The organism is Arthrobacter sp. BC5, from assembly GCF_056680255.1.
Genome location: NZ_CM155273.1, coordinates 1,143,925 through 1,167,446 on the forward strand (window position 1 = coordinate 1,143,925; position 23,522 = coordinate 1,167,446).

Sequence of the window (23,522 nt, forward strand, 5' to 3'; positions counted from 1 at the left end):
TCCGGACAGGCAGTCGGCGCCGGAAGGGCACGGCGTGATGACCACGGAGCGCATCCTGAACGGGCGGTACGAAGTCCGGGAGCTGATCGGCCGCGGGGGGATGGCCGACGTGCACCTGGGCCGTGACCTCCGGCTCGGGCGCTCCGTGGCGATCAAGGTGCTGCGCCAGGACCTGGCGCGCGATCCTCTCTTCCAGTCGCGGTTCCGGCGTGAGGCGCAGGCCGTGGCCGGGCTGAACAACCCGAACATCGTCGCCGTGTACGACACGGGCGAGGAGGAGATCCCTGATCGTCCGGAGCACGAGGTCCGGGTTCCGTTCATCGTCATGGAATACGTGGCCGGACGCACCCTGCGCGACCACGTCAAGGCGGGGGACCTTACTCCCGAGGACAGCATCACCTACGTAGCCGGAGTACTCGATGCCCTCGAGTACAGCCACAGGGCGGGCATCGTCCACCGGGACATCAAACCCGCCAATGTCATGATCACCCCCGACGGCGCCGTCAAGGTCATGGACTTCGGCATCGCGCGCGCCCTGGCGGATTCGCAGGCGACCATGACACAGACCCAGGCCGTCCTCGGCACGGCCCAGTACCTCTCCCCGGAGCAGGCGCGCGGCGAGACGGTGGACGCTCGCAGCGACCTCTACTCGGCGGGCTGCCTGCTGTTCGAACTCCTCACGGGCCGCCCACCCTTCATCGGGGACAGCCCGGTATCGGTGGCGTACCAGCATGTGCGGGAGGACCCACCCGTTGCCAGCAGCCTCGATGCCGCAGTGACCCCGGCCCTCGACTCCATCCTCGCCAGGGCACTGCAGAAGGACCGCGACCACCGGTTCCAGGACGCCGCGTCCTTCCGCAGGGCCCTGCTCGACGCCGGCCGCGGCATCGCGGTCCCCGCTGCGATCGGGGCGCCGACCCGGGCGATGGACGTCTCCGCGCCGCCGACACGTGCGGCGTCCGTCCGCGCCGCTGGTATCGCCGCTCCATCCGCTTCCTCCGATCGGCACACCCGTGCCATTGATCGTGTTGCCGCGGAGCGTGCGCTGACGGATCACAGGGACGACGACCGGCTCGATGTGCTGGGGAGGACCAACGAGGAGGACCTGCGCCAGGACCAGCGCCGGAAGTCATCGAGGGCGGCCTGGATCACCGTCTTCTTCGTGGCGGTCCTGCTCGTGCTCGCCGGCGGGTACTTCGTCCTCAACAACCTCTCGACGGACCAACCCGCGCAAGAGGTGGCGACCGTCTCCGTTCCCGACCTCACGGGCATGACGGAGGCGGATGCCACCGATGCCATCGTGGACGCCGGCCTGGTCCCGTCGTCGGACGACGAGTACAACGCGACCGTCGAGGCCGGGAACGTCATCAGCTCAGAGCCATCCGCGGGAGCGTCCGTGAAGCCGGAATCCCGGGTGAACATCAACGTCTCACTCGGCCCCGCCAACGTGGTGCTGCCGGACTCGCTCGCCGGACTGACCGAGTCCTCGGCCAGGGACGAACTCGAGGAGCTGGGCCTCAGGGGCGGCGAGATCACGGAGGAGACCAGCGCCGAAGTCCCGCAGGGGAGGGTCATCACCACCAGCCCGCAGGCCGGACAGACCGTTCCCGTCGGCAGTTCCGTGGACCTGGTGCTGTCCAACGGCAAGGTGACCGTTCCGCTGCTCACGGATCTGACGGTCGAGCAGGCGCAGGCCCTGCTGGCCGATCCCGCCGTGCAGCTGCCCTCCTCCGTCCGTGAGGTCGAGAACAGCGTCGTGGCACCGGGAATCGTCACCGCGCAGTCGTCGCAGGCACGTTCCGAGGTCGATCAGGGCACCGAGATCGTGCTCACCGTAGCGAAGGCACCGGCGGAGGAGCCGGCGCCGGAACCCTCCGAGCGGCCGACCGCGCCGCCGTCGGAGCAGCCGAGCGGCCAACCCAGCGAGGGAACCGATGATGCATCATCCCCGAGGCCCACGGAGGGCCAGGACTAACGTGCTATGAGCGGGCTGAGCCCCGCAGCCTTCACGGCAGCACCCTCGAGTCCCAGCGATTCGAGCCAGTTCCCCAGCATCTGGTAGCCGCCCTCCGTCAGGACGGACTCGGGATGGAACTGGACGCCGCACAGCGGTGCCGTCTTGTGCTCCAGGCCCATGATGATCCCACTCGCGGTACGCGCCGTCACCGTGAGGTCGGGCGGGACGTCGTCGCTGACGGCCGCCAGCGAGTGGTAGCGGGTGGCCGTGACCGGGGACGGGAGGCCCGCGAACACGCTCGTCGCATCGTGTTCCACGAGGGAGGTCTTTCCGTGCATGAGTTCAGGGGCGTGCGTCACGGTTCCGCCGAAGGCCTCCGCGAGCGCCTGATGTCCGAGGCACACACCCAGCATCGGCTTCGCGTGCTCGCCGCACCAGCGGATGAGGTCCACGCAGACACCGGCTTCGGCAGGCGTACCCGGACCGGGGGAGATCAGCACGCCGTCGCGGGACGCGGCCATCTCCTCCGCCTCGGCGAGGGTGACGTCGTCATTCCGGACCACGGTCGTCTCGGCACCGAGTTCCTGGAGATAACCGACCAGCGTGTAGACGAAGCTGTCGTAGTTGTCGACGACGAGGATGCGGGTGGTGTCGGCCATGAGCTAGGGGGAACCAATCGTTGAATCGGTGAGCGGGTTGAACTGGGAGACCCAGGGGAACACGAAGAGCATGAGTACCGCGACGGCGCCGAGGATCAGCATCACCGAGAGGATGATGCGCATCCAGAGCGGGCCGGGGAGCGCCCGGAAAATCCATCCGTACATGGTGGTCATCCCTGTCCTGCAGCGCGGGCTACCTGCTCCGCGATCTCAGGCGGTGGGCCGGCATCCAGTGGACGCCAGGACTCCATCACCGAGTAAGCAATAATACGCTCCTGGGCGCCGAAGCGTGGGTTGCAGCTCGTCAGGGTGAGGATCCGGTCCACGGGCCGGGCTGCGGGATCCGTGGGCACCGGTGCGATCACGTCCACGCGATCCGGCAGGACGATCTCGGTGTTGCGGAACACATACGTGTAGTAGCCGTCGCGGGTCTGCACGTAGACGCGGTCGCCCGGCACGAGCGTGTGGATCTGGTCGAGCACCTGGCCGTGGGTCTGGCGGTGCCCCGCGAGTGCGAAGTTCCCCACCTCGCCCGGCGCTCCCGTACCCGGGTAGTGGCCGAGTCCGAGGTTGTCGAGCACATCCGTGCCGACCCCGGAGGTGACGGGTCGCGAGTAGTTCTCGCCGAACCGGGGGATGTACACCACGCCGAAGGTTCGGGTGAGGTCGCCCCGGGGGAGGACGACGGGCTCGCCGAAGACCTCGGGAGCGGGTGTACCCGCGCTCTCGCCACCGGGTGGCGGAGGATCGGCGACGGGTGGCACCTCGGAGAAGAATCCCTCGAGGGCCTGCTCCTGCTTGATGCCGGAATCGATGTTGGTCCACCACAGCTCCCAGCCGACGAAGAGCAGGAGGACCACGCCAGCGGTGATCAGGAGTTCGCCCAGTACCTGCGCGATCACCTGCACCGGGGTACGGCGACGGCGCACCGGTCGGGCGCGCGCAGCCCGAGTATCGGGTGCGGCGTCGAGGGTTGACCTGGTCACTGCCGCTCCTGCCGTTCGGGATGCACCGGGATCCGGTGGTTCTTGGCTAGAATCGTTCCGAGAACCGGGCCGCCGGACGTTCTTCCTTCAGGATAGCCTGCGGGTCTGGACGCACCGTGGCGCCCGGCGAGACCACCGGTGCCGCTGATCCGCAGTTGCGCCCCGTCGAGGAGAATCCGTGCCCGAGTCGAAGCCCCGCAAGAGAGCCAGCTCCGCTGCGCCCGCCGTGAAGTCCTCGCAGCCCAAGCCGAACCCGGTCTGGTACAAGCCCGTGATGTTCGGGCTCATGATCATCGGCCTCCTGTGGATCATCACGTTCTACATCTCGATGTCCACCCTGCCGGTTGCGGCCTGGGGGTCCTGGAACATCCTCGTCGGGTTCGGCATCGCCATCGTCGGCTTCCTCATGACCACGCGCTGGCGGTAGCCGCTTCGCAGCCCCGCGTCCGGCACCGTCGAGCATGCAGCCTTCCCCCCGCCCGCAGCCTGCTGCTGTGAGCCGTGCTGCCCGAAGGGTACTGTCATGCACCCTTCGGGCCTGGTTCCGTTCTATACACACCATGTGCACGAAGTTATCCACAGATGTGCACATCATTGTTGATGATTCACGGATCTGCCCGAGATTCCGGGCCCCGCTTATCCACAGGTGTGGAATTACATGTGTGTAAGTTATCCCCCGTGTGGATAAGGGGTGTGGATAACGCAGTGAGGGGGCCGGCACATCGCGTGCCGGCCCCCTCACCGATCGATGCCGTGGCTAGACGGGAAGCCGCGAGACTCCCACGACTGTCAGGAGCCCGATCAGCGCGACGACGACAGCCAGGCCGAGCCATTGCAGCCGTGCCTGGCGCGGGCCCCGTGGTGCGTAGGCGATGACGGCTGCGCAGGCAGCACCCGCGAGCAGTCCGCCCAGATGCGCCTGCCAGGCGATCCCCGGGACCACGAACCCCAGCACGGCGTTGATGGCGATCAGGACGACGATCTGCCGTATGTCCCCACCGCGCTTCCGCTGAACGACGAACAGCGCTCCGAAGAGCCCGAAAACGGCACCGGAGGCACCGACGACGTACTGCATCGGCGAGCTCAGCAGGAGCACTCCGAGGGATCCCCCGACCGCGGAGACGACATACAGGACCAGGAACCGCGCCCGGCCGATCGCGGGCTCGAGTACCTTCCCCAGCACGTACAGCGCATACATGTTGAAGGCGATGTGCAGGAAGGAACCCTGCGAGTGGAGGAAGGCCGCAGTGAGCATCCGCCATGGCTCGGCGGGAATGACCCCACCGGCACCGGCGGTGAACACCGGTGCGTAGGCGAAGGTCCGCGTGAGTCCGGGCACCACGAGCTGGAGCAGGAACACCATGACGCAGAGGCCGATCAGCGTGTAGGTGACGGGGGTGCCGCCGCGCGCGACGCCGCCGAAGGCGTTCCTGCGGACCGGCGCGGCGGCAGCCTGCTCACGCACACAGTCCACGCACTGGAACCCTACGGCGGCGGGACGCTGGCACTCCGCGCACGCCGGACGCCCGCACCGCTGGCACCTCACATAGCTGACGCGGTCGGTGTGCCGAGGGCAGACCGGCGCCTGCTGGCTACCGGCGTCGGGCGCGGGGACCCCGTAGGACATCCGGTCAGAGCTGTTCTACGGTGATGCTCTCGATGACGACGTCCTCGAGGGGCTTGTCCCTCATGTCGGTACCGATGGCGTTGAGCCTGTCGACCACCTTGCGTGATTCCTCGTCAGTGACGTCACCGAAGATGGTGTGCTTGCCCTGCAGCCAGGTCGTGGGTACGGACGTGATGAAGAACTGCGACCCGTTCGTTCCGCGGCCACCCTGCAGTCCTGCGTTGGCCATGGCCAGCTTGTACGGCTCGTTGAAGTCCAGGTCCGGATTGATCTCGTCATCGAACTTGTAGCCCGGGCCGCCGATACCCTGGCCCAGGGGATCTCCACCCTGGATCATGAAGTCCTTGATGATGCGGTGGAAGATCGTCCCGCTGTAGAGGGGGGCGTTGCTCTCCTCACCGGTCTGCGGGTGGGTCCAGGCGATCTCGCCCGTGGCGAGTCCTACGAAGTTCTTCACGGTCTTCGGCGCATGATTGCCGAAGAGATTGACCTCGATGTCGCCCTGGTTGGTGTGGATGGTCGCTTTTGCGGTTGGGATAGCAGTCATTGGGCCATTCTTTCATGCGTGCCCTGACAATAAGCTGGAGGAGTCCCATTCCGCGCACAGTGAAACGGCCCGGCCATGCCGGCCTCCGATAGCACCTGCCACCTATGCAACGTAGGCTGATCAAAACGAGTAACCACCCCCTGGAGGTTTTTGTGAAGAACAACGTACGCACCAGCCATGACCTGGAGGAGACCGTCGCCATCGGAGCAGCATTCGCTGCCGGTGTAGCCGCGGCGCGGGCTTGGGCATCGCCGCACGTCGACGCCGCCTACGGTTGGGCCAAGCCCCGGTGGGACAAGGGTGTCGAGACGGCAGGACCGGCCCTGCACGACACGGTACGCAAAGCGACGGAAGGGGTTTCCGGTGGCATCGCCGTCGTCACCCCCCTGCTTCAGGACCGGATCGAGAAGGTGGGCCCGCGAATCACCCAGGTGATCGACGAGACCACCCCGAAGATCCAGGGAACGCTCGACAAGGCAGCCCCTGCACTGAACTCGGCCAAGCTCAAGGTCGTCGACGAGTACCTGCCGGCCATGTCCGCCAAGCTCGGTGAAGCAGCAGACAGTGCCTCCCGCTCCCTCGCAGGGGCAACCGTGCCTCCGGCGGTGGAGAAGGCGGTCATCAAGGTGACCGGTGACAAGAAGGCCGTGAAGAACGCCCAGAAGCGCCTCGTCGCAGCGACCCATCAGGCGTCGAAGGACCTGAGGAAGAGCCAGGCACGCAAGTCCGGCAAGGGGTGGTTGATCTTCGGCGTCCTCGCATCGGCCATCGTCGCCGGTATCGCGGCCTGGCGGGCTTCCAAGCCCGTCGAGGACCCGTGGAAGACTCCCGCACCCATCAAGGCCACCCCCGCACCGGTCTCCGCCGAGAAGACACAGGAAGCGAAGGACGTCGTCGCAGAGGTCAAGGAAGCGGCTGAACGCGCTGCGAAGTCCGACGACGCGACCGACGAGGGCAAGAACGCGGCAGCGGGGGCAGCACAGACCGCCGCTGAGACTACGAAGAACGTCAGCCAGTCCGCCAAGCACGCTACGAAGCCGACGGACGAGCCCAAGGCCTGATCCCGAGGAAGACCGCGAAGGACCCCCGGCATCATGCCGGGGGTCCTTTTCATTGCCCTGTTTATGCTGAAGCCGTTATATACCGAATGAGCTATTGTTCCCCGCCGAGCACGGGAGGGGACACCGCCGCAGCCTCTTCAGCCAGGGGTCGGCGGGATCCCTTGAGCCGCTGCTGGCCGCGGATCACCACGGCGAGGCCGACGAGGATCAGCACCAGCCCGCCATAAGTCCCTCCGGGAAGCTTCTCGCCGAGGAATACGGCCGCGAGGATCGCCGCCCCGGGGATCTCCAGCAGGATGATCATCGAGACGACGAGCGGACTCATGACGGCGAGCAGGTGGTTGAAGACCGAGTGGCCCATGATCTGCGCCAGAAGGGTGACGGCGAGGATGCCGGCCCAGGCGGCGGGTGTGAAGCCCACGACGGGCTGGCCGGTGAGTGCACACAGTGCCAGCAGGATCACCGCGCAGGCTCCGTAGCAGAGGGTGGTGTAGGTACCCGTCGACATCGTTCTTCGGGCCGATGCCCCGGCCATCTGGTAGACACCCGCCAGCGCCCCTCCGGCAAGGGCCAGCACATCGCCGAGGAGTGCGTCCCGAGAGAGTGAGAGATCGAACCCGGTGATAACGACGACGCCGACGAAGGCCACGCCGAGCCCGGCCACCACCGCGCGCGGAGCCCTCGAACCGAGTACCGCATTGAACAGCGCTATCCAGGCCACCTGGAGACAGACGAGAGCCGTCGCTGCTGCCACGGACGTGAGTTTGAGGGCGGTGATGAAGCATACGAAGTGGAGAGCCAGCGCGACGGCTGCGATCGCCAGCCGGCGGTAGTCGGCCCTTCTGAGAGCCGCGAACTCCGCCCGCTTGGACACAACGGCAGGGCCTCCCATGAGAGCGGCACCGAGCAGGTTCCGCCAGAAGGCGATGGCCAGCACGGGTGCCGCCGTGGCGGCCATGATCGGCCCGGAGGCCGAGACCCCGATGACACCCAGGATCGAGAGGAAGATGATCACTGGGCCACCCTATTGCACGCGGTCGGAAGCTCGGCATCAGCACTTAACGCAGGAAGTCCCGGCCGATGACCGGGACTTCCCTTCGGTGGAGGCACGGGGACTCGAACCCCGAACCCCCTGCTTGCAAAGCAGGTGCGCTACCAATTGCGCCATGCCCCCGAGACGAGCCTGATCCAGTATACGTACGCTGGACCGTGCTCCTTGCTAGGCTACGTCGTCCGTCGCATTGCTCCAGACGCTTTTGCTCTTCTGTGAATCCTGCCACTGCTTGTACACGAGGACACCGGCTGCAGCTGCTGCCGCGATGAGCAACTTCTTCACAACAGTCTCCTTGCAGTCTCCTGCGAGTGGTGGATCCGTGGGCGTACCAGGACTTGAACCTGGGACCTCTTCGTTATCAGCGAAGCGCTCTAACCGCCTGAGCTATACGCCCCGATACCTCTTCGGGCCGAGATACGACTTTACAGTAGTGGCTCGGCATTTCTCAAATCGCCGGAACGGCGCCGGAGAGGCCGGTGCACTAGTCGTCGGTCAGCGTGACGCCGATACCGCCGACCAGGGCGGACGAGATGTTGTAGAGCACGGCCGCAAGCATAGCGAGCGCCGTGAGGAGCACCACGTTCACCACGGCGATGATCGTGGCGAAGGAGACCACCTGTGTCAGCGAGGCGAATTGCCGCAGGTCGAACCCACCGCTCTCCGATCCGGCGATCTCACTCAGGAGATCGTTGACGCCGTCGAAGATACCCGTCAGGTCCAGGACGGTCCAGATCACGATCGCTGCGACCACGGTCACGATTCCAAGGGCGACCGACAGCAGGAACGACATCTTCAGCACGGACCAGGGGTCCACCTTGCTGACGAGCAGGCGGGCCTTGCGGGCCTTCGCCTTGGGGGCCGGCTTCACGAGCCCCGGGCGCTGCGTCGGACGCCCGCTCTGGCCCGCGGATGCCGGGCGCTGGGCGGGACGTGCAGGAGCGTTCACACGCGGCGGTGCCCCGGGCGCGCGCACTTGTCCACTGGACGACCGCGGGTTGGTGTTGGCCGAGCTCACTCGATACCTCCGTGTTCGGGCGACTCAGCGTCAGGCTCAGCCGTTTCCTCTGTCGACAACCGTACTTCATCGGCTGTGAACTCTGCCGGATCCTCCTGGGGCGTGACCGTATCGATCACGTCGACGTCGGGACTGCCCTCGGACGGGTCCTCGATGAGGCCTTCCTCGACGGCGACGCTGCGCTCACTGTTCCGAGCCACGGCGATGATGCGGTCTGCCTTGTCAGGCTTCGCGAAGATGACACCCATCGTGTCGCGTCCCTTGGCCGGTACGCCGGCGACGGCGGAGCGGACGACCTTGCCGCCACCCATGACGACGAGCACCTCGTCCTCCTCCTGCACCACGAGGGCGCCCACGAGGTCCCCGCGCTCCTCGGCCAGCTTCGCCACCTTGATGCCGAGGCCGCCACGGCCCTGGACACGGTAGTCGTCCACCTTCGTGCGCTTCGCGAAACCACCCTCGGTCACGATGAAGACGTAGGAGTCGTCCGTCACCACGCTGGCGGCGAGCAGTTCGTCGTCCTCACGGAACTTCATGCCGGTCACACCCGACGTCGCCCGACCCATGGGCCGGAGGGCGTCGTCGTCGGCCGTGAAGCGCAGCGACTGTCCCTTGCGGGAGACGAGCATGATGTCGTCGACGCCGGACACGAGCTGCGCCGAGACGAGTTCGTCGTTGTCACGGAGGTTGATCGCGATCACGCCCGCGGTCCGGTTGGTGTCGTAATCCTCGAGTCGCGTCTTCTTGACCAGGCCGCGCTTGGTGGCGAGGACCAGATAGGGAGACTGCCGGTAGTCCCGCAGGTCCAGCACCTGGGCGATCGTCTCGTCGGGCTGGAAGGCCAGAAGGTTCGCCACGTGCTGTCCCTTGGCGTCACGGGCGGCCTCGACCAGCTCGTACGCCTTCGCGCGGTAGACCCGGCCGAGGTTCGTGAAGAACAGCAGCCAGTGGTGCGTGGTGGTGACGAAGAAGTGCTCGACGACGTCGTCGCCCCGCAGCTGGGCTCCCTTGATGCCCTTGCCGCCGCGTGCCTGCTGGCGGTAGTTGTCACTGCGCGTGCGCTTGACGTAGCCACCGCGGGTGATGGTGACGACCATCTCCTCCTCGGGGATCAGGTCTTCCATGCTCATGTCGCCGTCGTAGCCCATGAGGATCTCGGTCCGCCGGTCATCGCCGAACTTGCCGACGATCTCCGCCAGTTCCGTGCTGACGATGCCGCGCTGCACGTCCTCCGAGGCGAGGATCCGGTTGAACTCGGTGATCATCGACTCCAGTTCCCTGTGCCGGTCCTGGATCTTCTGCCGTTCGAGGGCGGCGAGGCGCCTCAGCTGCATGTTCAGGATGGCAGTGGCCTGCAGCTCGTCGATGGAGAGCAGTCCCATCAGCCCGTCGCGCGCCTGCTCCGTGGTGGAGGATGCACGGATCAGGGCGATGACCTCGTCCAGGGCGTCGAGCGCCTTCAGGAGGCCGCGCAGGATGTGCGCTTCCTCCTCCGCCTTGCGCAGGCGGTACCGGGTGCGGCGGACGATGACCTCGAGCTGGTGGTTCACCCAGTGGCGGATGAACGCGTCGAGGCTCAGCGTGCGGGGGACGTCGTCCACGATGGCGAGCATGTTGGCGCTGAAGTTGTCCTGCAGCTGCGTGTGCTTGTAGAGGTTGTTCAGCACGACCTTGGCGACGGCGTCGCGCTTGAGCACGATCACGAGACGCTGGCCGGTGCGCCCGGAGGTCTCGTCACGCAGATCGGCGATGCCGCTGATCCTGCCGTCCTTGACGAGTTCTGCGATCTTGATCGCCAGGTTGTCCGGGTTCGCCTGGTAGGGCAGTTCGGTGACGACGAGGCAGGTCCGGTTCTGGATCTCCTCGACGTTGACCACCGCGCGCATGGTGATCGAGCCGCGTCCTGTCCGGTACGCGTCCTCGATGCCCTTGTGGCCGAGGATCTGCGCGCCGGTAGGGAAGTCCGGTCCCTTGATGCGGAGGATCAGGGCTTCGAGGAGTTCTTCCTTCGTTGCGTCCGGGTGCTCCAGGTACCACTGCACACCGTCCGCCACCTCGCGCAGGTTGTGCGGCGGGATGTTCGTGGCCATGCCCACGGCGATGCCGGAGGACCCGTTGACCAGCAGGTTCGGGAAGCGCGACGGCAGGATCGTCGGCTCCTGGTTCTTGCCGTCGTAGTTGTCCTGGAAATCGACGGTCTCCTCGTCGATGTCCCGCACCATCTCCATCGCGAGCGGGGCCATCTTGGTTTCCGTGTATCGGGGGGCCGCGGCGCCGTCGTTGCCGGGCGAACCGAAGTTGCCCTGGCCGAGCGCGAGCGGGTAGCGCATGGTCCAGTCCTGGATCAGGCGGACCAGGGCGTCGTAGATCGCGGAGTCACCGTGCGGGTGGTACTGGCCCATCACCTCGCCGACCACGCGGGCGCACTTGTTGAACGAGCGGTCCGGCCGGTAGCCGCCGTCGAACATGGCGTAGAGCACGCGCCGGTGCACGGGCTTCAGCCCGTCCCGGACGTCGGGCAGGGCCCGGCCGACGATGACGGCCATCGCGTAGTCCAGGTAGGACCGCTGCATCTCCGTCTGCAGGTCCACCTGCTCGACGCGGTCCGTCAGGACCTCACCCTCGATGGGCTCGTCCGGTCCGTTACCGGTGATGTCGTCACTCATGAATCAGTTCCGTTCGTGAAAGGTTCTCGACCGCACAGGAGACGCGGTCGCCGGCCGGTGCCCGACATACTGTGTAGGCGCTTTGACATCTGCGAGGAACGAGCAGATCCCGTCGCGCCGGCGAGACGCCGGGCATCGGCACTCAGATGTCGAGGAAACGCACGTCCTTGGCGTTCTGCTGGATGAAGTTGCGGCGGGACTCGACGTCCTCGCCCATGAGTACCGAGAACACCTGGTCCGCGGCGGCGGCATCGTCCATGGTGACCTGGAGCAGGGTGCGATGGTCCGGATCCATGGTGGTCTCCCACAGTTCCGTGTAGTCCATCTCGCCGAGGCCCTTGTACCGCTGGATGCCGTTGTCCTTGGGCAGCCTCTGGTTGTTCGCGAGGCCGATCTTGATGACCTCGTCACGCTCACGGTCGCTGAACACGTAGTCGTGCTTCGCGTTGGACCACTTGATGCGGTACAGCGGCGGCTGCGCCAGGTAGACGAAGCCGTTCTCGATCAGCGGCCGCATATAGCGGAACAGCAGCGTGAGCAGCAGGGTGGTGATGTGCTGGCCGTCCACGTCCGCGTCGGCCATGAGCACGATCTTGTGGTACCGGGCCTTCTCGACGTTGAAGTCCTCACCGATACCGGCACCGAACGCCGTGATCATGGCCTGGACCTCGCTGTTACCGAGGGCCCGGTCGAGGCGCGCCCGTTCGACGTTCAGGATCTTCCCGCGCAGTGGCAGGATGGCCTGCGTCTCGGGATTGCGTCCGCGGACGGCGGAACCACCGGCCGAGTCACCCTCCACGATGTAGATCTCCGACCGCGCCGGGTCCTTGGACTGGCAGTCCTTGAGCTTGCCCGGCATGCCGCCGGACTCGAGGAGCCCCTTTCGGCGCGTCGATTCGCGGGCCTTGCGGGCCGCCAGACGTGCCTGGGACGCCTGGATCGATTTGCGGATGACGTCGCGGGCGGGCCCCGGGTTGCGCTCCAGCCAGTCGCCCAGCTGATCGGTGACGACGCGCTGCACGAAGCCCTTCACCTCCGAGTTGCCGAGCTTCGTCTTCGTCTGCCCCTCGAACTGCGGCTCGGAGAGCTTCACCGAGATGACCGCGGTGAGTCCCTCGCGGATGTCGTCACCCGTGAGGTTGTCGTCCTTCTCCTTGATGATGTTCTTCTCGCGCGCGTACTTGTTGATCAGGGTGGTCATGGCTGCACGGAAGCCTTCCTCGTGCGTTCCACCCTCGTGCGTGTTGATCGTGTTCGCGTAGGTGTGCACGCTCTCCGAGTAGGCCGAGGTCCACTGCAGGGCGATCTCCACGGACATGGTGCGGTCGGGGGTCTCGGTCTCGAAGGCGATGATGTCCTCGTGGATGACATCGACCCGCTTCGAGGAGTTCAGGTGCCGAACGTAGTCGAGCAGACCGTTCTCGTAGAGGTACTCCACCTCGCGGTGCTTGGGTGTGGAGTCCTCGCCGGTCTCGACGGTGATCTCGTCCTCGACCTCGTCGACGTGCTCGTCGGTGAGCGTGATGCGCAGCCCCTTGTTGAGGAACGCCATCTGCTGGAACCGCGCCCGCAGGGTCTCGAAGTCGAACTCCGTGCTCTCGAAGATGGAGTCGTCGGGGTAGAACGTCTGGGTGGTCCCGGTCCCGGAGGTCTCCTCGCCCTTCCTCAACTCGCCGACGGGCTTGCCGCCGTCCGCGAAGGACTGGCGCCACACGTGGCCCTGGCGCCGCACTTCCGTCTCGACCCGCTTGGACAGGGCGTTGACGACCGAGATACCGACACCGTGCAGGCCGCCCGATACCGCGTACCCGCCGCCGCCGAACTTGCCACCGGCGTGGAGGATGGTCATGACCACTTCGACGGTGGGGCGTCCCTCTGTGGGGTGCATGTCCACGGGGATGCCGCGGCCGTTATCGACGACCTTGACGCCGCCGTCCGCCTGGAGCGTGACCTGGATGTGGTCGCAGTAGCCGGCCAGGGCCTCGTCGACCGAGTTGTCCACGACTTCGTACACGAGGTGGTGAAGACCGCGTGGTCCGGTCGATCCGATGTACATGCCCGGGCGCTTACGGACCGCTTCGAGGCCCTCCAGCACCGTGATCTCATTGGCACCGTATGCGTGTTCGGTGGTCGCCTCCAGGATCGGGGACTCGCCTTCGCCGATCAACACATCACTTGCATTCAACTCGTTCTCGTGTGCCACAGGCGTAGACGGCTCCTCAACTGGATGGACCAAAATGATCTCGTCCTATTCTACCCTGTGGAGGCCTGCAATCCCGCACCAACAGGCCCTCACTGGCCAATAAAGCGGCGCCAGAGCCGATAGAGGGTCCTTCCATGAGGACGGATACGCCGGGCGGACCCCCAGTTGCGCTACAGGCCGTCCAGCGGGCGCAGCGGTCGGTGCTCCGACTCACCCGTACGTATCACGCGGGCCTCGTCCCTTGACGGAGCGCCCGCCCTTGCGCCAGCTCGGAGCCGACGGCCCGACGACGGAGAGCCGCGTGACGACGCCGGCGCCCAGTTCGGCCTCGAACCTCTGCAGCACCTGCGGCGTGATGAGGCGCAGCTGTGTCGCCCACGCCGTCGAGTCGCACCTGACCAGGACGGTATCGGCGTCGAAGCTCTCGGGGACGCAGTGCGCCGCGATGTCGGCTCCGACGATCTCGTCCCAGCGTGAGAGCACGGATCCGATCGCCACGGGGGATTTCCAGCCCCGCTCGGCGAGCATCCTCGAGAAGACGTTCCCCACGCCTTCGGGATCCCGTCCGCCGTATACGGGCTCGGGCGAGTATCGGCGCTTCGGAGCCTTCGTGGTCCGCTTCGACGCCGCCTCGCGAGGGGTGCCCCTGGCCTGGGACGCGCTGCGGAGCCTGTTGAGGAGGGCCTGCGGGGCATCCTGCTCAGGAAAGTCCTGGGCTCCCGGCTGCTCCGGGCTGTCCTGCGCCGGGGCGTCGTCGTCCGGGCGGTCGTCAGACATGTGGTCCTCCTGCGCCGGGACCGGGGGCCGAAGCATCCCGGTCGAGGCTCCCGATGTCCCCGCCGCCCTGCTCCGGTACCTCGATGCCACCCGGCACGACCCGGATCTGCCGGCCGAGGAGCGCTGCGGGGATGTCGTCCCCGACGGCGGCCGTGACCAGGACCTGTTCCGCGGGGGCGACGATGGCGGCGAGGCGGGTACGGCGCTGGGTATCGAGTTCCGCGAAGACGTCGTCGAGGATCAGGACCGGATTCCCCCCGGGCGTGTGGTCCTCCTCGAGCAGCAGGTAGTACGAGGCCAACCGCAGGGCCAGCGCCATCGACCAGGTCTCGCCGTGCGATGCATAACCCTTCGCCGGTGCCTTCCCCAGCAGCAGATCGAGCTCATCACGGTGCGGACCGACGAGGGAGATTCCCCGCTCGAGCTCCTTCTTGCGGTGGCGCAGGAGGCTGGCGAGGAACAGCTCGGTCAGCTCGGGCAGGGTGAGGTCCCGCAGCCCCTCCTCGTAACGGCTGTGTCCGGTACCCGGGCCGTCGTCTTCGGCAGCGAGGTCCTGCGACGACGAGACACTCGAGACGTAGGCGATCTCCGCGTGCTTCGAGCCGTCCGTCAGCTCCTTGTACGCCCGCTCCACGTGCGGGCGTAGCTGGTCGACGAGGACGATGCGGGCCGACAGGAGCCGTGCCCCGGCTTCTGCCAGGTGCTGATCCCATACATCGAGCGTGGACTCGTGCGCCGTCGAGAACCTGCCGGCGGCCCGGGCCGATTTGAGGAGGGCGTTGCGCTGCTTGAGGACACGCTCGTAGTCGGCGCGCAACGCCGAATGGTGCGGCAGGAGGGAGACCATGACGTCGTCCAGGTAACGACGGCGTCCCGACGGGTCTCCCTTCACCAGCGACAGGTCCTCGGGTGCGAACAGGACGGTCTTCAGGATTCCGGCGGCATCACGGGCCCGCACCGGATTGGACCTGTTGATCCGGGCCCGGTTCGCCGCCTCCGCGTTGATCTCCACCTCGACACCGGTGCGCTGGGATCCCCGGACGAACCTGCCGCGGATGATCGCGCGCTCCTCCCCGAACGCGATGAGCGGTTTGTCGGTGCTGACGCGATGGGACGAGAGAGTCGCCAGGTAGCCGATGGCCTCGACGATGTTGGTCTTTCCCACGCCGTTCGGTCCCACGAAGACCGTGACTCCGGGTTCGATCGCCGTATCGAGTTGCCCATAGCTCCGGAACCCGGTGAGCGAGAGGTGCTCAACGTACACCGGGCACCACTTACTCGGGTTTCGGCTGGGCCGGCTTCACTGCATGGCCGCCGAACTGGTTGCGGAGCGCCGACACCATCTTCATCGACGGCGAGTCCTCCTGCCGCGACGCGAACCGGGCGAACAGTGCGGCGGTGATGGCGGGGGCCGGAACCGAATTGGCGATCGCTTCCTCGACGGTCCATCGACCCTCACCGGAGTCCTCCACGAAACCGGCGATCTTCGACAGCCCGGGGTCCTCCTGCAGCGCCTTGACGAGGAGGTCGAGCAGCCAGGAGCGGACGACGGTGCCCTTCTGCCAGGCGGCGAAGGTGCCGTGGACATCCTTCACGATGTCCTTGGCCTCGAGCAGCTCGTAGCCCTCGGCGTAGGACTGCATCAGACCGTACTCGATGCCGTTGTGCACCATCTTCGCGTAGTGTCCCGCGCCGACGTCGCCCACGTGGACGAAACTCTCGGCCCGATCACCTTCGGGACGGAGCGCGTCGAAGATGGGCATGGCCATATCCACATCGTCCTGGCTACCGCCCGCCATCAGGCCGTAGCCGTTCTCGAGCCCCCAGACGCCGCCGGACACGCCGCAATCGACGAAGCTGATGCCCTTCTGGGCAAGGAGGGTGGCGTGGATCTGGTCATCGGTGAACTTGGAGTTGCCTCCGTCAATGACCATGTCGCCCTTCGAGAGGACCTCGGAGAGGTCCTTGACGACGCCGTCGGTGATCTGGCCGGCCGGAACCATGACCCAGACGATCCGTGGTGCGGGAAGTGCGCCGACCAGTTCGTCGAGGCTCGATACATCGGTGAGGTCGGGGTTCCTGTCGAAACCCGTGACCTCGATGCCCTTCTCCCGCAGCCGCTCCCTCATGTTGAATCCCATTTTTCCGAGTCCAATGAGGCCGATGTGCATGAGGTTCTCTTTCTGACGATATGTCCGGCTGCCGGTCCGGCCAGTCGGTGTGCCTGCCGGGCGGCTACTGGTTGGGTAGCCGCACGGGCATCAGCAGGTACTTGTAGTCTTCCCTGTCCTCGCCGGTCGCGTCATCCTGTGCCGAGATCACCGCGGGTTTGGGCGGTGAGGTGAAGGAGAACCTGACGTAGGGGCTGTTGAACGCGCCCAGGCCTTCGCTCAGGTAGTGCGGATTGAAGGCGACCGTGATGTCGTCGCCGTCGAGGACTGCCTCGATCGCTTCGGATGCCTGTGCGTCCTCCCCTGTGCCGGCATCGAGTGTGACCTGGCCCTCCGTGAACGCGAGCCGAACGGGGGTGTTCCGTTCGGCGACGAGGGAGACGCGGCGGACGGCTTCCACCAGGGAGCTGGTCCGCACCGTGGCGTGGATGGGTGTGTTCTCCGGGAAGAGCGAACGGATCTTCGGGTAGTCGCCGTCGACGAGCAGCGACGTGGTGCGGCGCCCGCCCGATTCGAAGCCGATGAGTTCGGAGTCGTCCGAGAAGGCGATGTTCAGGTCGCCGGCGCCGCCGAGGGTCTTGGCGACCTCGTTGAGCGTCTTCGCCTTGACCAGGGCACTGGTGGAGATCCCCGGAGTGGTCGGCTTCCAGGACACCTCACGGAGCGCAAGCCGGTAGCGGTCGGTGGCGAGGAGCGTGATCAGGTCGTCCTCGATCTCCATGCGGACACCCGTCAGGATGGGCAGCGTGTCGTCACGGCTCGCCGCGATGATCACCTGGGAGACCGCCTGCGAGAAGGCATCGCCGTCGACGACTCCGCTCACGGCCGGGAGTTTCGGCAGTTCGGGGTATTCCCCCTCCGGCATGGTGGCGAGGTTGAAGCGGCTGTTGCGGCACGTCAGGGTCACCTTCGAGCCGTCGGTCGCCACCTCGACCGGTGCGGAGGGAAGGCTCCTGCAGATATCGGCAAGCAGGCGGCCCGAGACGAGGATGGTCCCTTCCTCGAGGACATCCGCCGCGATCTCGAGCCGGGCGGAGATCTCGTAGTCGAAGCTGGCGAGGCTCAGCGAGCCGCCTTCGGCCTTGATGAGCAGGCCCGCGAGCACAGGGACGGGCGGCCGCGGTGACAGCGAGCGGGCGGTCCAGGACACAGCCTCCGCAAGTACGTCCCGTTCAACTCTGAATTTCACGGAGCAGTGCCGCCTTTCGCCAGATCAAAAGAACAGCCACCGGCGGATCGCTGGCGGATGGTGGGTCGAATCGTCCACGGAGGAGCCCGGGCACGGGGAATTACAACCCTACTGGGTGAAAGCTTAGCCGGGTAGCGGGGCTGCGGAGCAGGCCCGGTGGCTCGGCGGGCGGGGTCGAACGGAACGTGGAATGTTATTTGACGAGCTTTTGAAGTTTAAGGTTCGTAGTGTTAATAACTGCTGTGGATTCTGTGGATAAGTCAGCTGGTCCGCTTGCTGTCGCGGATCCTGCCTGTGGACAAGGTGTGTGTCCAGCCGACGGCCGGCAGGAGGTGGCTGTGGGCGAAATCCTTGTCATTTCGCGGATCCACAGGCAGGAGGTGGGTTTTCCTCAGGTTGGGCGGTGATGTACCCCTGGTTATCCACAGCTGTGTCCACACCTGTTAATTACGGTGGGACGGCGCAGGGGCGGTCAGGCCTCGCGTTGCTTGTGCTTGATCCGGTTGGTCAACTCGGTGACCTGATTGAAGATCGCGCGCCGCTCCGCCATCAGTTCCCGGATCTTCCTGTCGGCGTGGATGACGGTGGTGTGGTCCCGGCCGCCGAGTTCCTGTCCGATCTTCGGCAGGGACATGTCCGTCAGCTCCCGGCACAGGTACATCGCGATCTGCCGTGCGGTGACCAGGGTCCTCGTCCGCGACTTGCTGCAGAGTTCCTCCATGCTGATCTGGAAGTAGTCCGCGGTCTGCGCCATGATCACGGTCGAGGTGATCTCCTGCGCGCCGTCGTCCGAGATGAGGTCCTTCAGCACGATCTCGGCGAGGTTGACGTCGACCTGCTGGCGGTTCAGGCTCGCGAAGGCGGTGACCCGGATCAGGGCGCCCTCGAGTTCGCGGATGTTCGTCGCGATCTTCGAGGCGATGTACTCCAGGACGTCGTCGGGCGCGCTGAGGCTGTCGCTGATCGCCTTCTTGCGCAGGATGGCGATGCGGGTCTCCAGTTCCGGCGGCTGGATGTCCGTCAGGAGACCCCACTCGAAACGGGACCGCATGCGCTCCTCGAACCCGATGAGCTGCTTCGGCGGGAGGTCGGAGGTGATGACCACCTGCTTGCTGTGGTTGTGCAGCGCATTGAAGGTGTGGAAGAACTCCTCCATGGTCCGGTCCTTGCCGGAGAGGAACTGGATGTCGTCGATCAGCAGGATGTCCACGTTGCGGTAGGTCTGCTTGAAGCTCGAGCCCTCGTCATCACGGATCGAGTTGATGAAGTCGTTGGTGAACTCCTCGGAATTCACGTACCGCACCCGGATACCGGTGTAGAGGTGACGCGCATAGTGCCCGATGGCGTGGAGGAGGTGTGTCTTGCCCAACCCGGAATCACCGTAGATGAACAGCGGGTTGTAGGCCTTCGCCGGTGCCTCGGCGACGGCGACCGCCGCTGCGTGTGCGAACCGGTTGGAGGAGCCGATGACGAAGGTGTCGAAGATGTACTTCGGATTGAGCCGGCCGAACTCGTGCGAGTTGCTGGGAGGAGTAGGGGACGGCTTCGCCTCGCCCTTGGGTTCCGGTGAGACCGGCGCGGGTTCCTGCTCGGGAACGTCCTCGGCGACGGGGGTCAGCTCGGGGTCGATGACGAAAGCGCACTGGATGTCCTCACGGAACACGTCCCGCAGTGCTTCGTCGAGGGCTGCCTTCAGCTGGGTCTGGAGTACTTCGCGCGTCAGTTCGTTGGGGACGGCGATCAGCATGGTGGTCCCGATGAGGCCCTGGGCCTGGGCGAGCACCATGAAGCCGCGCTGCCGCGGAGTGACGCGATCGTCCTGCTCGAGGGTCCGGATGACTTTACGCCAGGAGCTCCCGACGTCGTTTACCTCATCTGTACCCACGAAAAAAACCCCTCTTGGCTGCACAACCGCTCGAAAAGGTCCGTCATCCACAGGGTTGTGCACATGTCGTGGATAAACGGACCAGAGGCAAGACTAGAGGATGAAAACTGCAGAAGATAGCGGACTGGCGCGGCAGGACGGGCACTGTGAAGGGTCTCACGCGGACCCCGCGGCCATGCGTGTAGTGTGATCCGGACGCCGGTTGTCCACAGGCAGTGGGAAAAGTAGCCCACAGGCTCACAGCGGCGGGTTTGACGCCCCAGAGCTGCGTCCCCTAACGTTATGTAGTCCAACATGTCTGCATTTCGCATGCCATCACAGATTTTTCCGGGTACTAAGAGGCCTCGGGATGTGACAGCTCCTCCGCGAATGTCGGATGTACACCTTCATCGCGTCAGTCTGTTCTTCCCCCTTGTTGCAATGGGCCGGACGCATCTCAAGATCGTTCTGGAGTAACTACAGTGAGCAAGCGGACTTTTCAGCCGAATAACCGCCGTCGTGCCAAGAAGCACGGTTTCCGTCTTCGCATGCGCACGCGCGCAGGCCGTGCCATCCTGTCGGCGCGCCGTGGCAAGGGCCGTACCGAACTCTCGGCATAAGCGGTTCCTCCCACGCCATGCATCCTTCGGGTGATCGCGACGGCACCGGGCTCCTTCCTTCAACAGTGAACAGGAACCCCCAGTGCTTCCGATGATCCACAGGGTGCGGACGGCAGCGGATTTTGCACGTACCGTACGTTCCGGCGCCCGATCAGGGCGCCGGAACGTCGTGCTATACGGCTCCAGGACACCGGATTCAGTGCCCTCGAGGGTCGGCTTCATCGTCGGCAAGAACGTAGGGAACGCAGTCACCCGCAACCTCGTTAAACGAAGGCTTCGCCACGCTTCGGCGGAGTGGGTCGCCGCCCACCCCCACGGGTACGACATCGTGGTCCGTGCGTTGCCCGCGGCGGCGGACAGTGATTGGCCGGCCCTGCAGAAGGACTTCACGAGTTGCCTGGCTGCGGTCTCCCGCAGGCTGGACCGCTCCGACGCACCGGAAAGGCAGGGCAGAGTATCGTGAACGTGGTCGCCGCACGTGTGCTGGCCTTCCTCCTCGGATTGCCTCGCCTGGCTGCGATCGGACTCCTGATCGTGTACCGGAAGGTCGTCTCTCCGCTGTATGGCCCCGTGTGCCGTTTCTACCCGAGTTGTTCCGCCTACGCACTCGAAGCCGTGACGGTTCACGGATTCGTGCGCGGGCTGGCTCTCGCGTCGCGGCGGCTGGTGCGCTGCCACCCGTGGAACGACGGCGGCGTGGACCACGTGCCGGCGGGTTCCAGGACCTTCCCTGCAGGGAAGGTCCCCTCGATTGTTGTGTTGAACCATCCGGTCATCCCGGCCGATGACGAAAGCCGCCCCGCGGCTCGAGGAGCTAACTGATTATGGGTTTTTTTGAGACGATCCTGGCGCCGTTCAGGTGGCTCGTGTCGTGGATCATGTTCATGTTCCACGAGGGCTTCACGTTCCTCGGAATGGACCCTGCATCCGGCTGGACCTGGGTGCTGTCGATCGTCGGTCTCGTCGTCGTCATCCGCGCCGCCCTGATTCCCGTCTTCGTCAAGCAGATCAAGGCGCAGCGGGGCATGCAGGCACTGCAGCCAGACCTCCGCAAGCTCCAGCAGAAGTACAAGGGCAAGACGGACCAGCTCTCGCGTCAGGCGATGACGCAGGAACAGATGGCCCTGTACAAGAAGCACGGGACCAACCCGTTCGCGGCATGCCTGCCGATCCTCATCCAGATGCCGTTCTTCTTCGCGCTGTTCACGGTTCTCAACGGTATCTCGCGCGCCAGCGCCGAGGGAGCCACGATCGGGGCGCTGTCCCCGGAATCGGTGCGCCAGTTCGACAACGCCACGATCTTCGGTGCGCCGCTCTCCTCCACCTTCCTCGGCAGCTTCGGCGCCGACGGGAACATCAGCGTCATCATCCTGTCCCTGCTCATGATCATCGCGATGACCGCATCGCAGTTCATCACGCAGAAGCAGATCATGGCGAAGAACATGTCCGAAGAGGCCATGCAGAGTCCCTTCATGCGTCAGCAGAAGATCATGCTCTACATCCTTCCCCTGGTGTTCGGCGTCGGTGGCATCAACTTCCCCCTCGGTGTGCTGGTGTACTGGACCACCACGAACGTGTGGACGATGGCGCAGCAGTTCTACGTCATCCGCAAGATGCCCACGCCCGGGTCCCCGGCGGCGAAGGCGCTTGCGGACCGGCGCGCGAAGAAGGGCCTGCCCATGGTCCCGCTTCTCGGTGAGCGGAAGACCGAGCCGGCCATCGAATCGGTTCCGGAGCCACGTGGCCAGCGTGTCCAGCCCCAGCGCAAGAAGAGGAAGAAGCGATGACGGTCGACAACGAAGAGCACACGCCCGAGCTCGATGGCACGGAGTCCGGCGGTACGGACGCGGACGGCACGGACGTCCAGGGTGACGGCGAGGCTGTTGCCGCAACCAAGGCGTCGAGGCTCGATGAAGAGGGCGATGTCGCCGCCGACTACCTCGAGGAACTCCTGGATATCGCAGATATCGACGGCGATATCGACATCGAGGTCCGTAGCGGCCGCACGTACATCTCGATCGTGTCCGAGGACCGTTCCGATGCCGGCCTGAGCTCACTGGTCGGTCGTGATGGGGAGGTGCTCGAAGCGCTGCAGGAGCTGACCCGCCTCAGCGTCCTGACCGCGACCGATGCGCGCTCCCGTCTCGTGCTCGACGTCGACGGCTACCGCGACCGCCGCGGGGGCGAGCTGATGAGGATCGCCCAGGAGGCCGTCGAGAAGGTCAGGGAGACCGGTGACGACGTAGCGCTGGCGCCGATGTCCGCCTATGAGCGGAAGATCGTCCACGACGTGGTCGCCGACCTCGGCTTCGTGAGTGAGTCCGAGGGCGAGGGCCAGGCACGGCACATCGTCGTCTCCCCCAGCGATGACTGAGGAATCACTCTCCACGGCCGGTTCCGTTCCCGTGCCGACGGCTGAGGAGCAGGTTGCTGCGTCGAGGATCTTCGGCTCCCGGCTGGACCTCGCTCATGGGTTCGTCGGCCATCTCGCATCCTCCGGGATCGAGCGCGGGCTGCTCGGTCCCAGGGAGGTGCCGCGTCTCTGGGGGCGGCATGTCCTGAACTGTGCTGTGGTCGCAGAATTGATGGACCGGGAGTCGTCCGTCGTGGACGTGGGCAGTGGAGCCGGACTTCCGGGGCTGGCCGTCGCGATAGCTCGGCCGGACCTCGAGGTGCATCTGGTGGAGCCACTCGAGCGACGCGTCACCTGGTTGAAGGAGGTCGTGGAGGACCTCTCCCTGGCGAACGTCTCCGTCCACAGGGGCCGCGCTGAGCAGATGATCGGCGAGGTGTCCGGTGACTACGTGACGGCACGTGCGGTCTCCGCCCTGTCCACCCTCGCCGGGTGGACCATTCCCCTGACCAGGTCCGGCGGACAGGTCCTTGCGATCAAGGGCCGGAGTGCCGCCGAAGAGATCGAGAAGGCCCGCAAGCTGATTCGGAAGCTCGGCGGAGGACCCGCGGAGATCGTGACGGTCGGTGTCGACGTGCTCGAGGAGCCCACGACGGTCGTCCGGATTCCCGTTCGCGTCGCGTGAGCCTGACGTCCAGCTGGTCACACCGCTCGTTGTCCCGACCAGCCTCGCACTAGCGGCTACCCTTGTAGATAACGACGTCTGGCATGTG

At 65.8% G+C, this 23,522-nt stretch carries 24 protein-coding genes and 2 tRNA genes; 9 read left to right on the top strand and 17 right to left on the bottom strand.

The features are described 5' to 3' along the window. The first annotated feature begins 37 nt into the window (after positions 1–37). Entirely contained in the window at positions 38–1,975 is a 1,938-nt protein-coding gene (gene pknB, locus AC1MFI_RS05170) for a Stk1 family PASTA domain-containing Ser/Thr kinase (RefSeq protein ID WP_479820788.1), read from the top strand. Here the strand turns inward: pknB and AC1MFI_RS05175 are convergent. Genes AC1MFI_RS05175 through AC1MFI_RS05185 form a run of 3 tightly spaced genes read right to left on the bottom strand, consistent with a single transcriptional unit; the run spans position 1,972 to position 3,602 of the window. After that, a complete protein-coding gene (locus AC1MFI_RS05175; RefSeq protein WP_479820059.1) occupies positions 1,972–2,616 on the bottom strand; it encodes an aminodeoxychorismate/anthranilate synthase component II in 645 nt (214 codons plus the stop codon). The genes pknB and AC1MFI_RS05175 overlap by 4 nt on opposite strands. Before the next feature lie 3 nt (positions 2,617–2,619). Then, positions 2,620–2,781, bottom strand: a complete 162-nt coding sequence (locus AC1MFI_RS05180; protein WP_479820060.1) for a hypothetical protein — start codon at positions 2,779–2,781, stop codon at positions 2,620–2,622. A gap of 5 nt (positions 2,782–2,786) precedes the next feature. Then, positions 2,787–3,602, bottom strand: a complete 816-nt coding sequence (locus AC1MFI_RS05185) for a class E sortase (protein WP_479820061.1) — start codon at positions 3,600–3,602, stop codon at positions 2,787–2,789. Positions 3,603–3,780: 178 nt separating this feature from the next. Between AC1MFI_RS05185 and AC1MFI_RS05190 the strand changes: the two genes are divergently transcribed. Beyond that, positions 3,781–4,029, top strand: a complete 249-nt coding sequence (locus tag AC1MFI_RS05190; protein WP_479820062.1) for a cell division protein CrgA — start codon at positions 3,781–3,783, stop codon at positions 4,027–4,029. A 330-nt stretch (positions 4,030–4,359) separates the two neighbouring features. Here the strand turns inward: AC1MFI_RS05190 and AC1MFI_RS05195 are convergent, their stop codons facing one another. Continuing rightward, positions 4,360–5,229 carry a rhomboid family intramembrane serine protease gene (locus AC1MFI_RS05195; RefSeq protein ID WP_479820063.1) on the bottom strand — a complete coding sequence of 290 codons (870 nt, stop codon included), beginning with the start codon at positions 5,227–5,229 and terminating at the stop codon, positions 4,360–4,362. Positions 5,230–5,233: 4 nt separating this feature from the next. Next, the gene (locus AC1MFI_RS05200; protein WP_479820064.1) at positions 5,234–5,776 is read right to left on the bottom strand and encodes a peptidylprolyl isomerase; all 543 of its coding nucleotides are present in this window, start codon (positions 5,774–5,776) and stop codon (positions 5,234–5,236) included. Between the two features lie 152 nt (positions 5,777–5,928). Between AC1MFI_RS05200 and AC1MFI_RS05205 the strand changes: the two genes are divergently transcribed. Then, positions 5,929–6,837 (top strand): hypothetical protein, encoded by a 909-nt coding sequence (locus AC1MFI_RS05205; RefSeq protein ID WP_479820065.1) that lies wholly within the window; start codon positions 5,929–5,931, stop codon positions 6,835–6,837. 91 nt (positions 6,838–6,928) lie between these two features. Here the strand turns inward: AC1MFI_RS05205 and AC1MFI_RS05210 are convergent, their stop codons facing one another. The 12 genes from AC1MFI_RS05210 to dnaA all read right to left on the bottom strand — a co-directional run bounded on the left by AC1MFI_RS05210 (position 6,929) and on the right by dnaA (position 19,797). Then, positions 6,929–7,852 (bottom strand): DMT family transporter, encoded by a 924-nt coding sequence (locus AC1MFI_RS05210; protein WP_479820066.1) that lies wholly within the window; start codon positions 7,850–7,852, stop codon positions 6,929–6,931. An 86-nt stretch (positions 7,853–7,938) separates the two neighbouring features. Beyond that, a tRNA-Ala gene (locus AC1MFI_RS05215) sits at positions 7,939–8,011 on the bottom strand. Positions 8,012–8,056: 45 nt separating this feature from the next. Continuing rightward, positions 8,057–8,173, bottom strand: a complete 117-nt coding sequence (locus tag AC1MFI_RS05220; protein ID WP_400483440.1) for a DLW-39 family protein — start codon at positions 8,171–8,173, stop codon at positions 8,057–8,059. A gap of 38 nt (positions 8,174–8,211) precedes the next feature. After that, positions 8,212–8,285, bottom strand: a tRNA-Ile gene (locus tag AC1MFI_RS05225). An 87-nt stretch (positions 8,286–8,372) separates the two neighbouring features. Beyond that, on the bottom strand, positions 8,373–8,906 hold the full coding sequence (locus AC1MFI_RS05230) for a DUF3566 domain-containing protein (protein WP_479820067.1): 534 nt from the start codon (positions 8,904–8,906) through the stop codon (positions 8,373–8,375). Next, complete coding sequence (gyrA, locus tag AC1MFI_RS05235) at positions 8,903–11,572, bottom strand: DNA gyrase subunit A (protein WP_479820068.1); 2,670 nt, start codon at positions 11,570–11,572, stop codon at positions 8,903–8,905. Before gyrA ends, AC1MFI_RS05230 begins: the two co-directional genes overlap by 4 nt. Positions 11,573–11,714: 142 nt before the next feature. Beyond that, entirely contained in the window at positions 11,715–13,742 is a 2,028-nt protein-coding gene (gyrB, locus tag AC1MFI_RS05240) for a DNA topoisomerase (ATP-hydrolyzing) subunit B (protein WP_479820789.1), read from the bottom strand. 243 nt (positions 13,743–13,985) lie between these two features. Then, complete coding sequence (locus AC1MFI_RS05245) at positions 13,986–14,552, bottom strand: DciA family protein (protein ID WP_479820069.1); 567 nt, start codon at positions 14,550–14,552, stop codon at positions 13,986–13,988. After that, positions 14,545–15,816 (bottom strand): DNA replication/repair protein RecF, encoded by a 1,272-nt coding sequence (gene recF, locus AC1MFI_RS05250; protein ID WP_479820070.1) that lies wholly within the window; start codon positions 15,814–15,816, stop codon positions 14,545–14,547. The genes AC1MFI_RS05245 and recF overlap by 8 nt, the downstream gene beginning before the upstream one ends. 10 nt (positions 15,817–15,826) lie before the next feature. After that, positions 15,827–16,723, bottom strand: a complete 897-nt coding sequence (gene gnd, locus AC1MFI_RS05255; protein ID WP_479820071.1) for a phosphogluconate dehydrogenase (NAD(+)-dependent, decarboxylating) — start codon at positions 16,721–16,723, stop codon at positions 15,827–15,829. 64 nt (positions 16,724–16,787) lie between these two features. After that, the gene (dnaN, locus tag AC1MFI_RS05260; RefSeq protein ID WP_479820072.1) at positions 16,788–17,912 is read right to left on the bottom strand and encodes a DNA polymerase III subunit beta; all 1,125 of its coding nucleotides are present in this window, start codon (positions 17,910–17,912) and stop codon (positions 16,788–16,790) included. A 472-nt stretch (positions 17,913–18,384) separates the two neighbouring features. Continuing rightward, entirely contained in the window at positions 18,385–19,797 is a 1,413-nt protein-coding gene (gene dnaA, locus AC1MFI_RS05265; protein ID WP_479820073.1) for a chromosomal replication initiator protein DnaA, read from the bottom strand. A 461-nt stretch (positions 19,798–20,258) separates the two neighbouring features. Here dnaA and rpmH point away from each other — a divergent pair, with 461 nt between their 5' ends. The 6 genes from rpmH (at position 20,259) to rsmG (ending at position 23,434) form a co-directional block, all read left to right on the top strand. Beyond that, entirely contained in the window at positions 20,259–20,396 is a 138-nt protein-coding gene (rpmH, locus tag AC1MFI_RS05270; RefSeq protein ID WP_022892375.1) for a 50S ribosomal protein L34, read from the top strand. A gap of 91 nt (positions 20,397–20,487) precedes the next feature. Then, positions 20,488–20,859 carry a ribonuclease P protein component gene (gene rnpA / locus AC1MFI_RS05275; RefSeq protein WP_479820791.1) on the top strand — a complete coding sequence of 124 codons (372 nt, stop codon included), beginning with the start codon at positions 20,488–20,490 and terminating at the stop codon, positions 20,857–20,859. Between the two features lie 2 nt (positions 20,860–20,861). Beyond that, the gene (gene yidD, locus AC1MFI_RS05280; RefSeq protein ID WP_479820074.1) at positions 20,862–21,218 is read left to right on the top strand and encodes a membrane protein insertion efficiency factor YidD; all 357 of its coding nucleotides are present in this window, start codon (positions 20,862–20,864) and stop codon (positions 21,216–21,218) included. 2 nt (positions 21,219–21,220) lie between these two features. Beyond that, positions 21,221–22,183 carry a membrane protein insertase YidC gene (yidC, locus tag AC1MFI_RS05285; protein WP_479820075.1) on the top strand — a complete coding sequence of 321 codons (963 nt, stop codon included), beginning with the start codon at positions 21,221–21,223 and terminating at the stop codon, positions 22,181–22,183. Beyond that, the gene (locus AC1MFI_RS05290) at positions 22,180–22,770 is read left to right on the top strand and encodes a Jag family protein (RefSeq protein ID WP_479820076.1); all 591 of its coding nucleotides are present in this window, start codon (positions 22,180–22,182) and stop codon (positions 22,768–22,770) included. The genes yidC and AC1MFI_RS05290 overlap by 4 nt, the downstream gene beginning before the upstream one ends. Next, a complete protein-coding gene (rsmG, locus tag AC1MFI_RS05295; protein ID WP_479820077.1) occupies positions 22,763–23,434 on the top strand; it encodes a 16S rRNA (guanine(527)-N(7))-methyltransferase RsmG in 672 nt (223 codons plus the stop codon). Before AC1MFI_RS05290 ends, rsmG begins: the two co-directional genes overlap by 8 nt. Positions 23,435–23,522 lie beyond the last annotated feature (88 nt).

Coding starts and splice junctions, on each gene's coding strand:
- gnd (WP_479820071.1), bottom strand. CDS start 16,723: ATGCACATCGGCCTCATTGGACTCGGAAAAATGGGATTCAACATGAGG.
- pknB (WP_479820788.1), top strand. CDS start 38: ATGACCACGGAGCGCATCCTGAACGGGCGGTACGAAGTCCGGGAGCTG.
- AC1MFI_RS05200 (WP_479820064.1), bottom strand. CDS start 5,776: ATGACTGCTATCCCAACCGCAAAAGCGACCATCCACACCAACCAGGGC.
- gyrA (WP_479820068.1), bottom strand. CDS start 11,572: ATGAGTGACGACATCACCGGTAACGGACCGGACGAGCCCATCGAGGGT.
- rnpA (WP_479820791.1), top strand. CDS start 20,488: ATGATCCACAGGGTGCGGACGGCAGCGGATTTTGCACGTACCGTACGT.
- yidC (WP_479820075.1), top strand. CDS start 21,221: ATGGGTTTTTTTGAGACGATCCTGGCGCCGTTCAGGTGGCTCGTGTCG.
- AC1MFI_RS05195 (WP_479820063.1), bottom strand. CDS start 5,229: ATGTCCTACGGGGTCCCCGCGCCCGACGCCGGTAGCCAGCAGGCGCCG.
- AC1MFI_RS05180 (WP_479820060.1), bottom strand. CDS start 2,781: ATGTACGGATGGATTTTCCGGGCGCTCCCCGGCCCGCTCTGGATGCGC.
- AC1MFI_RS05245 (WP_479820069.1), bottom strand. CDS start 14,552: ATGTCTGACGACCGCCCGGACGACGACGCCCCGGCGCAGGACAGCCCG.
- AC1MFI_RS05175 (WP_479820059.1), bottom strand. CDS start 2,616: ATGGCCGACACCACCCGCATCCTCGTCGTCGACAACTACGACAGCTTC.
- AC1MFI_RS05290 (WP_479820076.1), top strand. CDS start 22,180: ATGACGGTCGACAACGAAGAGCACACGCCCGAGCTCGATGGCACGGAG.
- rsmG (WP_479820077.1), top strand. CDS start 22,763: ATGACTGAGGAATCACTCTCCACGGCCGGTTCCGTTCCCGTGCCGACG.